Raw genomic sequence first — 14,781 nt, forward strand, 5'->3', positions numbered from 1 at the left:
TCGCTCAAGCGCTTCAAGCGATAAAAGAACGGCGATCCCGAAAGGGTATCGCCGTTCTTTGTCGGTTGCACTGCAGACCTAACCCGCAGTAGCCCGCTTATGCACCGATCTTCTTACGAAGAAGTTCGTTGAGTTGCGCGGGGTTGGCTTTGCCCTTCGTCGCCTTCATGCATTGACCAACGAGCGCGTTGAGCGCCTTGGCCTTGCCGGCGCGGAATTCTTCAACCGAGCGCTGGTTCTTAGCAAGAACCTCCTCAACGATCGCTTCGAGCGCGCCTGTGTCCGAGATCTGCTTGAGCCCCTTGGCTTCAATGAGCGAGTCGATATCGGTGCCTTCGCCAGCCCAGACGGCGGCGAACACAGTCTTACCGCCCTTGTTGCTGATAGTGCCGTCGGCGACTCGTTCGAGAATTCGAGCCAAAATCTCAGGCGTCACGGGCGCTTGAGCGAACGTCAAGCCTTCGGTCTGATTGAGTGCGGCAGCCACCTCACCCATCACCCAGTTGGCCGCCATCTTCTTGTCCTTAACGAGCGCGGCCACCGCAACGTAGTAGTCGGCAATGTCGCGGCCGGACGTAAGAATCGAAGCATCATATTCGGGCAGGCCGAATTCACGCACGAGACGCGCACGCATTTCTTCGGGCAACTCGGGCATTTCGCTGCGAACGCGCTCAACCCACTCGTCGCTGATATCAAGCGGCAGAAGGTCCGGATCCGGGAAATAGCGGTAATCCATGGAGTCTTCTTTCGTACGCATCAAACGCGTTTCACCCTTTTGCGGGTCGTAAAGACGCGTGGCCTGGACAACCTTGCCACCGTCCTCAATCACCTCAATCTGGCGCTGCACCTCGTACTCGATCGCCTCCTGCAGGAAGCGGAACGAATTGAGATTCTTGATTTCACAGCGCGTGCCGAATTCTTTCTGACCAGCGGGACGAACGGACACATTGGCGTCGCAGCGGAAGTTGCCTTCCTGCATATTGCCGTTGGAGATGCCGAGCCAGACGACGAGCGCATGAAGCGCCTTGGCGTAGCCGACGGCTTCCGCAGCCGAGCGCAGCTCGGGTTCGGTCACGATTTCAAGAAGCGGAGTGCCGGCTCGATTAAGGTCGATACCCGAGTGACCAGCTACGATGCCGTGTACCGACTTGCCCGCATCTTCCTCCAGGTGCGCGCGCGTCAGGTGAATGGTCTTGACATAGGGTTCACCGTCCTTGGGTTCGACGGGGAACGTCAGCTCGCCGCCCACAACGACGGGCAACTCGAACTGACTGATCTGATAGCCCTTCGGCAAATCGGGATAAAAATAGTTCTTGCGGTCGAATACCGAGTGACTGGCGACTTTTGCCTTGATCGCAAGGCCGAACTTGATCGCCTTCTCAACGGCCCCTTTGTTGAGTACCGGAAGTGCCCCAGGGAGCGCAAGGTCGATATAGCACGCGTTGCGATTGGGCTCATCACCGAAATGGCAGGGCGCGCCGGAGAAAATTTTCGAATGGGTCGAGAGCTGAACATGCGTCTCGAGGCCAATAACGACTTCCCACTTCATGTCGATTTCCTTTTAACTGAGAGGCCAATCAATAGCCAGCCGGGTGGCGCAGATGCCAATCAGTCGCACGCTGCCACGCCGCGGCCATCCCGAAGAGTCGGGCTTCCGTGAAGTGTTCGCCCAAGAGCTGCACGCCAATCGGGCGACCATTCGAGTGGAAGCCGCAAGGCATGGAAATACCAGGCAACCCGGCAAGAGAAGCCGGAACCGTGTAGAGATCGGAAAGGTATGCCGAAACCGGATCGGCATTGGCGCCGAAGTCGTAGGCCGTACCCGTCGTCACCGGACAGGCGATGGCATCAACCGACTTGAAGGTTTCATGGAATTCGTTAGCGATCAGACGACGCACACGCTGAGCCTTGAGGTAATACGCATCGTAGTAACCGTGCGAGAGCACGTAGGTGCCAATCATAATGCGACGCTTCGGTTCGGAACCGAAGCCCTCGTTTCGCGAACGCTTCATCATGTCGATGATGTCTGTGTACTCTGCCGCACGGTGGCCATAACGCACGCCGTCAAAACGCGAAAGATTCGAGCTCGCTTCAGCGCAGGCAACAACGTAGTAAACAGGAACGCCCAGGCGTGCGGTCGGCAGATCGATGTCAACGATCTTAGCCCCCTGACGCTCGTACTCGCGAAGCATTTCGTCGATTGCGGCGCCAACTTCGCTGTCGAGGCCTTCGCCCATCCACTGACGCGGCACGCCGATACGCAGCCCCTTGACGCCCTTGTCAAGATCGCGCGTGAAGTCTTCGGCAGGCATGTCGACACTAGTCGAATCCCACGGGTCATGACCGACCATGGCACCGAGCACCGTCGCACAGTCTTCGGCACTCTGACCGAGAAGACCGGCAGTGTCGAGCGAAGAGGCGAACGCAATCATGCCGAGTCGCGAGGGACGACCGTACGTCGGTTTGATGCCCGTAACGCCCGTAAAGGCTGCTGGTTCGCGAATCGAGCCGCCGGTGTCGGTACCGGTCGCGATCGGTGCGAGGCCCGCAGCAACGGCACTTGAGGAGCCGCCCGACGAGCCACCGGGCACGGCGTTGGGATCCCAGGGATTATGCACCTTTCCGAAAGCGGAATTTTCGTTGCCGCTGCCCATTGCGAACTCGTCGCAGTTGAGCTTGCCCAAACACACCATCCCGGCGTCCTTGAGCTGACGGACGACGGTCGCGTCAAACGGGCTCATGTAGCCTTCAAGCATCTTGCTCGCGGCAGTAGAAGCCCATTCTTTCGTCACAAAAATGTCCTTGTGCGCCACGGGAATGCCCGTGAGGGGACCAGCCTCGCCGCTTGCAATGCGGCGATCCGCTTCAGCAGCCTGCGCGAGCGTCGCCTCGGGACGCACGTCAAGGTAAGCATTGAGCGTTTTGTGCTCTTCAATGCGGCGCAGATAAAACTCAGCGAGCTCCACGGCGGAAATCTGCCGATCCTTCAGGAGGCGAGACAGCTCGACAACGGAAGTAAAAGTCTTTTCCAACATAAGGGAACTCTTTTGTTTTTATTCGATGACCTGCGGAACCAGGAAGTAGCCGTCAGCTTGTTCGGGGGCGTTCTTCATGTTTTCCTCGCGCTTGTCGGACTCGCTGACGCAGTCTTCGCGCAGACGCTCAACGCCGTCGTGCGGATTGGGCATGGGTTCGATGCCGTCCGTGTTGACGGAGCGTATCTGCTCGATCATCTGAAAAATATCGTTGAGTTCGTTTTGAATGACCTGAGTCTGTTCTTCAGAAAGGTCTATGCGGCCAAGATCGGCGATCCGGCGAATGTCGCCCGCACTTAAAGGCATGTGAGACTCTTCTCGGAAAATGTGGTTGTGAAATTCGGCGCTCGCGCCTCGAAATCCCTGCCGCTCAGTAACAAACCTAAACAAGGAAGCAACTGAGATTGAAGGGTTTTCGTCTGCGTCGGACGGGCAGTTAGTTTATCATTACCCATCCTTTATGCGGGCTATGCCGAACAAGACAAGGCGGGGGTGAGCGCTTGTGCAAGAGCGCTTTCCCTAACTGGTGCGCTCGGCGTAAACACCCGTGCAAATCCTTTTCCGTTGCTTGCAAAACACCATGTTTGGCTTCTTCCGCAATTACTTTTCCAACGACCTCGCCATTGACCTCGGTACGGCCAATACGCTCATCTACATGCGAGGCAAGGGCATCGTGCTCAATGAGCCGAGCGTTGTGGCCATTCGCCAGGAAGGCGGCCAAAACGGCAAGACCACTATCCATGCCGTCGGCAAAGCAGCCAAACAGATGCTCGGCAGAGTGCCGGGCAATATCAGCGCCATTCGTCCGATGAAGGACGGCGTGATCGCGGACTTCACTGTGACCGAGCAGATGCTCAAGCAGTTCATCCGCATGGCTCATCCGTCTCGTCTCTTTGCGCCGAGCCCGCGCATCATCATCTGCGTTCCGTGCGGCTCCACCCAGGTAGAGCGTCGCGCAATCAAAGAAAGCGCGCTTGCTGCAGGTGCCTCAGAAGTGTTTCTCATTGAGGAACCGATGGCAGCTGCCATCGGCGCAGGTCTGCCCGTGAACGAAGCAGCTGGGTCCCTCGTTGTCGACATCGGCGGCGGCACAACCGAAGTCGGTCTTATTTCCCTGGGCGGCATGGTGTACGCGGGCTCAATCCGCGTTGGCGGCGATAAATTCGACCAAGCCATCATCAATTACATCCGCCGCAACTTCGGCATGCTGATCGGCGAGCCTACGGCTGAGCTCATCAAAAAGCGCATCGGTTCGGCGTTTCCAGGCTCCGAGGTCATGGAAATCGAAGTAAAGGGGCGCAACATCGCTGAAGGTGTGCCCCGCACCTTTACCGTGCACTCGAACGAAATTCTTGAAGCGCTCTCCGAGCCGCTCAACCAAATCGTCGTTGCCGTTAAGAACGCACTCGAAAAGACGCCGCCCGAACTAGGTGCAGACATTGCCGAGCATGGCCTCATGCTCACTGGCGGCGGCGCTCTTTTGCGAGACCTCGACCAACTTCTCAAAGAAGAAACCGGTCTGCCCGTTCATGTTGCCGAAGAACCCCTCAACTGCGTGGTGAAGGGATGCGGTATCGCACTTGAAAACATGGACAAGCTTCGCACTGCATTCGCAGTGGGCTGATTGTCGGGCAGGCCAGCTGATGCAGTACGGGCCGCCGCCGCTCTTTCGCCAGGGCGTTTCCGCTCGAGCACGCTTCATTTTCTTTGTCGTGCTTTCGCTTGTCGCTATTCTTGTCGACGGGCGTCTTCGCGCGCTCGAAGGCCTCCGAAGCGCCATCATCAGCTTCACCTCGCCGATAGTGCAGGTCGTCGCTTTCCCTGCGCAGGCCATTGGGCATGGCCGCAACTACTTTACGAGTAAAACGAAGCTCGCCGGCGAAAATCGCCGCCTTACGGAAGAAAATCAGCTTCTGCAGCTTAAAGCGGCACGACTTGACGAAATGACGCGCGAGAACGAGCGACTTCGAGCTCTTGTCAACGCGGTTCCTCGATCTTCAAGTCAGGTAGTGACGGCCGAAGTGATCGGCCGCGTGGCGGACCCCTTTACCAATCGAATTCAGATCAACGTCGGCGAAAAGGAAGGCCTCCAGTCCGGAATGCCCGTAATAGGAGCCTACGGTGTTCTCGGTCAGGTGTCGCGTATCGTAGCGCACGCAGCCGAGGTGACGCTTTTGACTGACCATCGCCAGCAGGTGGCCGTCATGAACGAACGCACGAGCGAACTCTATATCGTTGCGGGCACGGGCGACCGAACGCTCGACGTGCTTTTCGTACTTCCCAAAGCAGACATTAAAGCAGGAGACCGCTTGGTTACCTCCGGACTTGATCACCTCTTCCCGAGAAACGTGCTTGTTGCAACAGTCGACGGCATCGACTATCAGCCCGGAGAAACTTATCAGCGCGTGAGTGCGATTCCGAGCGTGGATACGTCGGACATTCAATTTGCGACGGTCGTCCTCACCAATCCGACCCCATCGGCTGCTCTCGACGAAGAGAAGATCAAAACGGATCCCTTTGAGCGCCGAAGGCGACAACGCTCGCAATAAAGCGCCACACGTTTTCAGAACCGACATACGAACTCGAACCGATCATCCATGAACCGCTTCGCGAATTTAGAGTCCCAAGGCGCCGACCGAAATTTGGTCCGCCCCGCCTCCTCTTTGTGGATCCTCGGGACATTCGCCTTCTCCTATGTCGTCATGCTGGCAACCGCCTCCGTCGACATTCTCTGGCTGCCTGACCTGCTCGCACTCACACTCATCTACTGGAGCGTTCATCAGCCGCAGTCTGTCGGCATGACAATTGCCTTTGTGTGCGGCATCCTTATGGATGTGGCCAACGGCAGTGTACTCGGACAACAGGCGCTCGCTTACGTGACGCTTTCGTACCTTGCTTTTACGCTTCACCGACGCCTGCCTTGGTTTGACTTAATCGGTCAGGCACTGCATGTCCTGCCGATGCTCCTCTTGGCACAGATTCTCGTCATGCTTGTTCGCCTCTGGTTTGACGGTCTTTGGCCAGGCTGGATTTGGTTTGCTCAGAGCGTAACAGGTGCATGCCTCTGGCCAATCTGGTCAATGGTACTGTCGCTTCGCAGACGTGAAAGCGCCGCGAACATCTGAAGAAAGGCTTTCGGATGGCGCTTGAATTCAAAGCAAAAAGCGAAGATGTCGCGCCGTTTCAGCGGCGGCTTTTCTTTATCTTTGCTGTAATCATCGGCCTCTTCCTCGTATTGGCTGCTCGCTTGGCGTGGCTGCAGATCATTAATCGCAGCGACTACGTCGAACGCGCGGAGAAAAACCGCACCGTCAGCATTACTACGCAGGGCGCGCGCGGTCTCATCGTCGATCGAAATGGCACTCTAATTGCGGGCAATGTACAGAATTACACGCTCGAAATCACGCCGGACAAGACCGACGACCTCAATCAGACCATCGAACAGCTCTCGGAAGTTGTCCGAATAACAGAAGCGGACAAGCGACGCTTTCGCCGCCTCAGAGAAGACCTGAACAGGTACGATTCCATTCCCATTCGCTACGACCTCACGCCTGAGGAAATCGCCGTCTTCATCGGACAGCGCTGGCGCTTTCCCGGCGTCGAGATCAACCAGCGAGAAAATCGCGTTTATCCGCAAAAGAACACCGGCAGCCACATCGTTGGTTACATCGGTTCTATTTCTCAGTGGGACAAGAAGCGTCTCGACGAAGAAGGCTCACTTTCGCTTTACGAAGGAGAGCGCAACATCGGTAAGGTTGGCATCGAACGCAGCTATGAACATCTCCTGCATGGCGAGCCCGGTCACGAAAGCTTTGAGGTGACAGCGGGCGGCCATGCTGTGCGAACGCTCTCGCTCTCCCCCGCAAAACCTGGCAAAAATCTCAAACTGACGGTCGACCTCAATTTGCAACGCGTTACCGAAGATGCGCTCAAAGACAAGGTTGGTGCGCTCATTGCCATCGAACCGAAGACTGGCGGCATCCTTGCCTTTGCCTCGATGCCCACCTACGACCCGAACCTCTTCCCAGGCGGGATCGATCCGGAATCGTGGAACTATCTAAACACGGCTGAAACGAAACCGCTTCTGAATCGCGCCATGCGCGGGCTCTATCCGATCGGCTCGACCTATAAACCCTTCGTGGCGCTTGCAGGCCTCGAGACAGGGGTCACGACCCCCGACTATGTGCTCAATGACACCGGAGTCTTTCAGCTCGGTAACCATCGCTTCCGCGATGTCACTGGCTCCCCCAAGGGACGCGTCAACCTACGTCGCTCGATCGCAATTTCGTCTGACATCTACTACTACTGGCTTGCGACCGAGCTCGGCGTCGACCGCATCCATGAGTTCATGAAACCCTGGGGATTCGGTCAGAAAACGGGCATCGATCTTGTCGGCGAACAATCAGGGATTCTGCCGAACCGCGAATGGAAGGAAAAACGCTTTAACACGCCTTGGTACATGGGCGACACGCCGCCAATCGGCATCGGTCAAGGCTACAACGCGTTCACGCTTTTGCAGCTCGCCCATGCGACGGCCACACTTGCCAATCGAGGGCGCGTCATGACGCCGCATCTGGTCGACTCAATTACCGATCCTGTTACAGGAAAAACGGAACGCGTCGGCGCACGTCCTGCAGGCGTGATCAAGCTCAAGAAATCCAATGTCGACACAGTCATTGCAGGGATGGTAGACGTGACGAGCACAGGTACGGCGCGTGCCATCTTCAAGGATGCGCCCTACAAAGTTGCGGGTAAAACCGGCACGGCGCAGGTTGTCTCAATTGCACAGGACAGCCGCTATGACGAGAAAAAGCTTTCGCGACAGCACCATGACCATGCGCTCTTCATCGCCTTTGCTCCGGCGGAAAATCCCAAGATCGCGCTTGCGGTTCTCGTTGAGAACGGCGGTTTCGGCGCAAAAGCCGCCGCACCAATTGCGAGAACCGTTATGGACTATTGGCTCACAGGCAAAAATACGCTCGGCCTACCTCCACCAGCATCCGTACAGCCGATCAAAACCCAACCGAATGCTCTCACCACTAGGCGACCGTCACACCGATGAAAAACGAACTTGGCAGATTTCTGCATGTCTCCGGACGCTTTGTGCTTTCGAGGCTGATGCGCATCGACCTGATGTTGCTTGCGATTGTCATGACGATCACAACGATCGGCTTCATCACGCTTTTTTCCGCGGGCTACAGTTTCCCGTGGCGCATTGAAGGACAGGTTCGCAACATCGTCGTGGCGGGCATTGTGATGCTTTTTGTTGCGCATATCCCTGTCAAATGGTTCGAAAAAGCAGCTTTGCCCGTATTTCTTCTCGGCTGCGCGCTGCTTGTGGCGACGCTGTTGATAGGCGTCACCGTCAAGGGAGCCACACGCTGGCTCAATCTCGGCATACGGATTCAGCCCTCTGAAATCATGAAGCTTGCCGTACCGATGATGCTCGCTTGGTACTACTACAGACGCGGTGAAGCGACCACCTGGTGGGACCACATCGTTGCGTTTGGGTTGCTCATCGTGCCCGTGGCCCTCATCATGAAGCAGCCCGACCTTGGCACCTCAATTCTCGTGGCTATTGCAGGTTGTTCGGTCATTTTCTTTTCTGGCATCAGCATCAAAGCCGTTTCAGCCGTCTGCATCCTCGGTCTGTTATCGTTGCCCGTTGCGTGGAATTTTCTACACGACTACCAGCGCGAGCGAATTTTGACGCTAATCGATCCAACCACCGATCCGCTCGGCAAAGGTTTCCACACGTTGCAGGCACAGATTGCCATCGGTTCAGGAGGCATCTCCGGTAAAGGCTGGATGGAGGGCACCCAAGCGCATCTAGATTTCATTCCGGAGCGAACGAGCGACTTTTTATTTGCAGTGTTCGGTGAAGAGTTCGGCTTCGTGGGCTGCGTACTACTTCTGGCACTCTTCTCGGTCCTCATCGCCCGCAGCTTTGTTATTGCCGGCACGGCAAGCACCCGCTTCTCAAGATTGCTCGCCGCCTCCATCGGGGTTATTTTCTTCACCTATACGTTTGTCAACATCGGGATGGTGAGCGGCATCCTGCCGGTCGTGGGCGTGCCATTGCCCTTCATGAGCTACGGCGGCACCGCACTTTTGATGCTCGGTATCTGCACTGGCATTCTTCTCTCGATTTCGGCTGAAACGCGAGATTAACAGGAGTTTTCAATGGTCAACTTCCGACTCTTGTCCGCCTTAGCGGCCGGCGCGGCTGCGCTGCTTTTGGCAGGCTGCAGCTCGAACAATTACTATCAAAACGACGGCCCCCCATCAGTCTTTACCGGGACGTCCGACGAGAGCGCCGTACCGCATGTCGAACCCTTCAAGACCGCAGCCAATCGCCCATACACTGTTTTTGGTAAGCGCTACGTCCCCGTAACGGCAGACATTGCGATGAAGCAGCAGGGCGAGGCCTCCTGGTACGGCAAGCAATTCCACGGTAACAAGACCTCGATCGGCGAAACGTACGACATGTACAAGCCGAGCGCAGCGCACCCAACGATGCCGTTGCCATCGTACGCACGCGTGACAAATCTTGAAAATGGCCGCTCCGTTATCGTCCGCGTTAACGATCGCGGACCCTTCCTCAATAACCGCATTATCGACCTCAGCTACGCTGCCGCGAAAACGCTCGGTTATGTCAACAAGGGTACAGCCCGCGTCGAAGTCGTTCGCCTCACGAATGCGGAAATTGCAGCAGGCACTTGGTTGAACCAGGGACAAGCTGCGGCTACCCCCGTCGAAACCTCTCCGAGCGGCTCGTTTGCTGGCCCGACAGTTACAGCACCCGTAGCGGGCTGGGGCGTGCAGATCGGTTCCTTCTCCTTGCGCGAAAACGCCTTTAAGTACGCAGCCCACGCAGAAGCGGTGCTCTCATCGTCTGGCAACGCCATGACAAGTCGCATTGTGCAGGATGGTCCCCTTTACCGTGTCATCGTCGGTCAGGGTATGCAGCACGGCAACGCCTCTATTGCAGCCAAGGACATCGGTGCACGCTTGGGGTGCGGTGCCTTTGCCATCGAAAAGTAATCGGTATCCGTCGCAGGAACTTTGACCTAACATCATGAAAAAAGAAGACTTCATCAGAACCGCTTGGTCGGGCGAGACACTCGAAGCGCTTTCCGCTTTCGTGCGTATTCCTTCCAAGAGCACCGCATTTGATCCGCACTGGGAAAAAAATGGCTTCCTCACTCAAGCACTCGAAGAAGCCGCTCTTTGGGGAAGGAAGCTGTTTCCAAGCGCAACGTTTGAGATTTGCCGAAAGCCCGGCATACCACCCGCGCTCTTTGTTGAAATTCCCGCCACGCTTGGTCACGACGGAGATCCCGCTTTCTTTTACGGCCACTTCGATAAGCAACCGGAAACCGAGGGCTGGAGCGACGGCCTCGGGCCTTGGACGCCTGTAGTCAAGGACGGGCGTCTTTATGGGAGAGGAGCTGCAGACGACGGCTACAGCTTCTACATGGCACTTACCGCCGTCAAATCACTCGAATGCGCAGGCATCGCGCACGCACGCATTGTCGGACTTTTTGAAACAAACGAAGAATCCGGCTCCTACGGCTTGAAGGACTTCCTACTCGAATTGCAGCCGCGCTTCGGCCGTCCCGCTTTTCTCGGTATTCTCGACTTGTCACTTTGCGACTACAACCGCGTCTGGCTCACGCAGTCCCTTCGCGGAGTCGTCAGCTTCCGCCTCACGGTCGAGGTACTCGAGTCGCCCGTACATTCGGGCAGCGCTAGTGGCATCGTACCGAGTTCGTTTGCCGTCATGCGCGCGCTCCTCGACCGGCTTGAAGATCCGCTCACAGGCCGCGTCAAGCTTTCGGCATTCCACACGCAGATGCCTGAGCGGCACCATAAGACCCTGGAGCAATCAGCCAAATTACGAGGTGAAGCCGTCTGGAAAAGTTTTCCTTGGAAGGACGCCACCGAACCGCGAAGTCGGGATCCGCGCGAAGCGATCGTTCTCAATACTTGGGAACCGACGCTATCTGTTTTAGGTGCAGACGGCCTGCCTTCCTCAGCGCAAGCGAGCGCGCTCATTCGACCGTCGACCTCTCTGTTGCTCTCATTCCGCATTCCCCCTTACGTAGACGCAAAAACCGCGCTTGCACAAGCAGAAGAAGTGCTTATGCACGACATTCCGTGCAGTGCAACAGTGACCATTGACGACAAACGTGCCGAGAGCGGCTTTGACGTGCCTGCACTCGCCCCTTGGCTTGAAGCTGCACTCGACGAAGCGAGCATCAAATATTTCGGCAATCCCTGTGAACGCATTTTCGAAGGCGCCACCATCGGAACGATGAAGGATTTCGGCGAAATCTTCCCCGGCTCCCCCTTCTTCAACACGGGCGTGCTCGGCACGAAGGAGCATGCGCACGCACCTGACGAGTCGATCGACCTCGCCTATGCCGAACAGCTCACAAAAGTCATTGCCGACGTAATCGAAAAAATCCCGAGAAGTAAAAAATGAGACGAGACTGTGTAACCCAAGTCATCGTGGAATGGCCGAACGGAGAATTCGAAAATTTCGCGACCCCCTTCGAAGCGGAACGCTTTATCAACATTGAACTCGACGAACTCGGCGAGCCGTCTGCAGCATGGCTCGAGGACATGCACGGCAACAAAAAGTGGAACTATTCGATCGTTGAGGATGAAGAGGGCCGGCTGCGCCTACTTGACTGACTTTCCCGAGCAGTCTGAAGACCAAACAAACAGCACAAGGATTGGACGATGACCCACTGTGAGCTCTGTGAAACGCTACTTGAAAAAGCCATCTGGAAAAATCGTTTTTTTTACGCGATCGACGCATCGACGGACGAATTCCCTTGCTTCATCCGGATCGTGAGTGTGAAGCATGTCGCCGAAATGTCCGAACTCAGTGAGTCCGAGCGCCTCTATTTGTGGCGGCTTCTCGAAACGCTCGAAGAAGCGATGCGTAAATTTCTCTCGCCTGACAAGATCAACTACGCACAATTCGGCAACTTCGTCCCGCATCTGCATTGGCATATGATTGCTCGCTGGCGCGACGACGCGTACTTCCCGGAATGCCCTTGGGGATCCAAACAGCGGACATTCGACCCTCGTACCACGCAAGAGAGGCGTGCACATACGAAAGAACTCCTCAAAGCACTGCCCGCGCTGCTCGATGCAGTTGAACTTCCTGCTTGAAAAGCTACCTGCCTAAATGCGTTGGCAACCTTGGCGCACAAACATGTGTAAAAGGTCTTACTGGCGACAAACAAAGAAGGACGCATTCCCCGTGCTACCGAAGGTAGCGCGAATGCGTCCGTTCTCTTCAGGCGTCAGTTGCGCGAAAACTATCTGAACATTGTTGTGACCGCTCGACTGAGCACTCACGACAATGTTTTCAATCTGTTCCTCGTGAGCCAACGTCTTAGCCCAGCGACTCGCTTCCGATTTGTCAGCAAAAGTTGCGAGTTCCACACGCCAGCGTCCGTCCTTCGTCTGACGGACGTAATTTTTCATATCTTTCTCTGCAAGACGCCGCGAAAGTTGACGGGCTGACTTTTCCCTCTTGAATGGCCCGGCATAGACGAGAAGATTGAAATATTCGGCAGGCTGAATGAGTGCGCGGTTGATAAATCCCGTCTTTTCGAGTCGAACTCTCAAATCGGGAAGCCGTGCTTCCGCAATGGGCGACAGCACAATGCAGTCGGCGTCTTCGACTGAAACGGGTGGCACCACCGGCACAGACGCGTCGAACCCAATCGGTTCGACGCCAGACTTGTCCGCCTCGACTACAGTTGGCGCCGTCATCTCGGCAGCACCAGCTTCGGTCGGCTGAACAATCAGCGGCTTGCGATAGGCGAAGTTGCTCACGGATGCCTGCGCAAGTTCGGGAACCGAGCGAGCGACAGTTTGATCGCGTTCCATCCATAAAAAAGCGGCAGCCACGCAAGCGACAATAACCAAAACCGGCGTCAAAATTTTCATTTCACACTCCTGCGCAGGCAGCTCTTGCGGCGAGGCCGCGCAAGACAAGATTGTGCCTCACAATCAGGTCGGGAATGAATTCTCGAAGGCGATCAACCACAAAAGCAGATGCGCCCCCCGAGAGCAGCACACGTGTCGACGGAGCGTACTTTCTCAACTCGTGAAGTGCGAGTTGCACAAGACCAGCCTGTGCATCAAGAATGCCCGTCGCCATCGCATCCGCCGTACTATTCGGGAAACTGGCCCAGCTACCGATATCGCTTGCCAGGGCGGGAATCCCGTTTCGAAGCACTTTGTGCATCAAGGTCGGTCCCGGCGCAATCCGCCCGCCAAGGAACTGGTATCGCCCCCCGCCCAGATTGAGTATCGCATCCACTGTTGCCGCCGTTCCCATCTGCACAACGAGAATGGAGGCATCGTGGGCAATTCCTCGTAGCACATCGACGGCACCCACCGCAGCATACCAGCGATCAGCACCAAGCTGTCCAGTTCGTGCGTAGCGGTTTTCGAGCGAAAAAGTCGGACAGTGGAAACTCGCCTGCGGACGAACCCACTCCCACTTGATACCGTGGTCGTTAAAGAATTTCGTCATCGAAAAAGCGATTTCTGGCGCCGCTACCGTGCAGCCGACAACACGCGAGAGCTTAAGCGCAAGCCACTCTTCGTAAAGCTTGTTCTTGTAGCCCTCTGTATCGCGGTGTACCACCGTATGAGGATTATCCTCTTCACCCGGCAGACACCATTTGAGCGCCGTATTGCCTAAATCAATTAATAGGTTCGTCATGTTTTAACGGATATTTTTCAACGAACAAAGTTCACCCGAGAGACAGAAATACTGTCCCGTCCCCAGCGCACCGTCATTCGGAACCTCAAGCATAAGACGACCTTGCGTGTCTATGCCTCTGTCGATGCCGATCTGAACACCCTCCCCATCACTCGTCCAGTTCACCGTTCGCCCGAAAAACGCGTCGGCACGAGCCCAATCCTCTTGGACCACTGCTGGGTTGGTAGTCCCGATTTGTGCAACTTCTTCGACGAGCGAAATCACGACCGCCGAAAGAAAGGCCGTCCGAGCTTCAACGCTTGTCAGAAGCTGCTCGCCCCCCAATGCACGAAAATCTCGAATCGGCCACCCGTTCGTTGTGACTGCGGAAACATCAACTTGCAAATTGAGACCGATCCCGACAATAAGCGACAGTTCGCGCCGTTCGTCCTGTACGGTTTCGCAGAGAATACCGCCCGCTTTGCCATCTACCGCCCAAAGATCGTTTGGCCATTTGAGTGAAAGCTCGAGTCCAAAACGCCTTGCTGCCTTTACAACAGCGATGCCCGCCACAACTGCACTCAATCCGCATTGACGTTCAATCGGCATGCCGACAGAAAAATAGAGTCCCCTCCCTGCAGGACGCCACTCGCGTCCTTTTGTCCCTCGAGCAGCGCGTTGAGAAAGAGCTACTTCGAGCAGCGGCTTTTCAAACGCTCGCCTGCGCGCCACTGCCTTCAAATCGTCGTTTGTTGAGCCCGTTTCATCGAGAAACATGACATCAACCCCGGCTGGCGCGAGCAAACTCTCGGCAAGACTCAAAGATAGGAAACGCTGTATCACTTTGATTTATCGATTATTTTTGCGATGCTGGGAGTAAGCCGCTAGAATAGCCCTCCTGTCTTTTGAGAAGCAGAGTAGGCACACTTTCCATCGCGCGCCGTTATGCTTTTCGAAGCAGAGCTCGACGGCGCAAAGCGGCGTCCTCCAGCTGAAAGATGGGCAATTTAC

15 protein-coding genes are annotated in these 14,781 nt (G+C 56.1%); 9 read left to right on the forward strand and 6 right to left on the reverse strand.

What is annotated here, in order from left to right; all coding sequences use genetic code 11:
- Nucleotides 1-97 precede the first annotated feature (97 nt).
- Genes gatB through gatC form a run of 3 tightly spaced genes read right to left on the reverse strand, consistent with a single transcriptional unit; the run spans nt 98 to nt 3,341 of the window.
- Nucleotides 98-1,549 carry an Asp-tRNA(Asn)/Glu-tRNA(Gln) amidotransferase subunit GatB gene (gatB, locus tag H6A60_RS00900; RefSeq protein ID WP_205101454.1) on the reverse strand — a complete coding sequence of 484 codons (1,452 nt, stop codon included), beginning with the start codon at nt 1,547-1,549 and terminating at the stop codon, nt 98-100.
- Between the two features lie 28 nt (nt 1,550-1,577).
- On the reverse strand, nt 1,578-3,035 hold the full coding sequence (gene gatA / locus H6A60_RS00905) for an Asp-tRNA(Asn)/Glu-tRNA(Gln) amidotransferase subunit GatA (RefSeq protein ID WP_205101455.1): 1,458 nt from the start codon (nt 3,033-3,035) through the stop codon (nt 1,578-1,580).
- A gap of 18 nt (nt 3,036-3,053) precedes the next feature.
- Nucleotides 3,054-3,341: an Asp-tRNA(Asn)/Glu-tRNA(Gln) amidotransferase subunit GatC gene (gene gatC, locus H6A60_RS00910; protein ID WP_205101456.1), complete on the reverse strand. Its 288-nt coding sequence runs from the start codon at nt 3,339-3,341 to the stop codon at nt 3,054-3,056.
- Nucleotides 3,342-3,615: 274 nt separating this feature from the next.
- Between gatC and H6A60_RS00915 the strand changes: the two genes are divergently transcribed.
- The 9 genes from H6A60_RS00915 to H6A60_RS00955 all read left to right on the forward strand — a co-directional run bounded on the left by H6A60_RS00915 (nt 3,616) and on the right by H6A60_RS00955 (nt 12,221).
- Nucleotides 3,616-4,659, forward strand: coding sequence for a rod shape-determining protein (locus tag H6A60_RS00915; RefSeq protein WP_205101457.1), 1,044 nt, complete (start codon nt 3,616-3,618; stop codon nt 4,657-4,659).
- A 19-nt stretch (nt 4,660-4,678) separates the two neighbouring features.
- Nucleotides 4,679-5,584: a rod shape-determining protein MreC gene (gene mreC, locus H6A60_RS00920; RefSeq protein ID WP_205101458.1), complete on the forward strand. Its 906-nt coding sequence runs from the start codon at nt 4,679-4,681 to the stop codon at nt 5,582-5,584.
- Nucleotides 5,585-5,677: 93 nt separating this feature from the next.
- Complete coding sequence (gene mreD / locus H6A60_RS00925; protein ID WP_239477499.1) at nt 5,678-6,160, forward strand: rod shape-determining protein MreD; 483 nt, start codon at nt 5,678-5,680, stop codon at nt 6,158-6,160.
- 14 nt (nt 6,161-6,174) lie between these two features.
- A complete protein-coding gene (gene mrdA, locus H6A60_RS00930) occupies nt 6,175-8,097 on the forward strand; it encodes a penicillin-binding protein 2 (protein ID WP_205101460.1) in 1,923 nt (640 codons plus the stop codon).
- Entirely contained in the window at nt 8,094-9,206 is a 1,113-nt protein-coding gene (rodA, locus tag H6A60_RS00935) for a rod shape-determining protein RodA (protein ID WP_205101461.1), read from the forward strand. The genes mrdA and rodA overlap by 4 nt, the downstream gene beginning before the upstream one ends.
- 12 nt (nt 9,207-9,218) lie before the next feature.
- Nucleotides 9,219-10,079 carry a septal ring lytic transglycosylase RlpA family protein gene (locus tag H6A60_RS00940; RefSeq protein WP_205101462.1) on the forward strand — a complete coding sequence of 287 codons (861 nt, stop codon included), beginning with the start codon at nt 9,219-9,221 and terminating at the stop codon, nt 10,077-10,079.
- A 34-nt stretch (nt 10,080-10,113) separates the two neighbouring features.
- On the forward strand, nt 10,114-11,523 hold the full coding sequence (locus tag H6A60_RS00945; RefSeq protein ID WP_205101463.1) for a M20/M25/M40 family metallo-hydrolase: 1,410 nt from the start codon (nt 10,114-10,116) through the stop codon (nt 11,521-11,523).
- Complete coding sequence (locus tag H6A60_RS00950) at nt 11,520-11,735, forward strand: hypothetical protein (RefSeq protein WP_205101464.1); 216 nt, start codon at nt 11,520-11,522, stop codon at nt 11,733-11,735. Before H6A60_RS00945 ends, H6A60_RS00950 begins: the two co-directional genes overlap by 4 nt.
- Nucleotides 11,736-11,783: 48 nt before the next feature.
- Nucleotides 11,784-12,221, forward strand: a complete 438-nt coding sequence (locus H6A60_RS00955; protein ID WP_205101465.1) for an HIT family protein — start codon at nt 11,784-11,786, stop codon at nt 12,219-12,221.
- 57 nt (nt 12,222-12,278) lie between these two features.
- Here the strand turns inward: H6A60_RS00955 and H6A60_RS00960 are convergent, their stop codons facing one another.
- From H6A60_RS00960 to H6A60_RS00970, 3 genes are read right to left on the reverse strand one after another with little or no spacing between them, the layout of a single operon-like run.
- Complete coding sequence (locus H6A60_RS00960; RefSeq protein WP_205101466.1) at nt 12,279-13,007, reverse strand: SPOR domain-containing protein; 729 nt, start codon at nt 13,005-13,007, stop codon at nt 12,279-12,281.
- A gap of 1 nt (nt 13,008) precedes the next feature.
- Nucleotides 13,009-13,791, reverse strand: a complete 783-nt coding sequence (locus tag H6A60_RS00965; RefSeq protein WP_205101467.1) for a type III pantothenate kinase — start codon at nt 13,789-13,791, stop codon at nt 13,009-13,011.
- A gap of 3 nt (nt 13,792-13,794) precedes the next feature.
- Nucleotides 13,795-14,547: a biotin--[acetyl-CoA-carboxylase] ligase gene (locus H6A60_RS00970; RefSeq protein WP_205101468.1), complete on the reverse strand. Its 753-nt coding sequence runs from the start codon at nt 14,545-14,547 to the stop codon at nt 13,795-13,797.
- Nucleotides 14,548-14,781: the final 234 nt, after the last annotated feature.

Origin of the sequence: Sutterella massiliensis (genome assembly GCF_016899755.1) — a bacterium.
In the GTDB taxonomy this organism is placed as follows: Bacteria; Pseudomonadota; Gammaproteobacteria; order Burkholderiales; family Burkholderiaceae_F; genus Sutterella; species Sutterella massiliensis.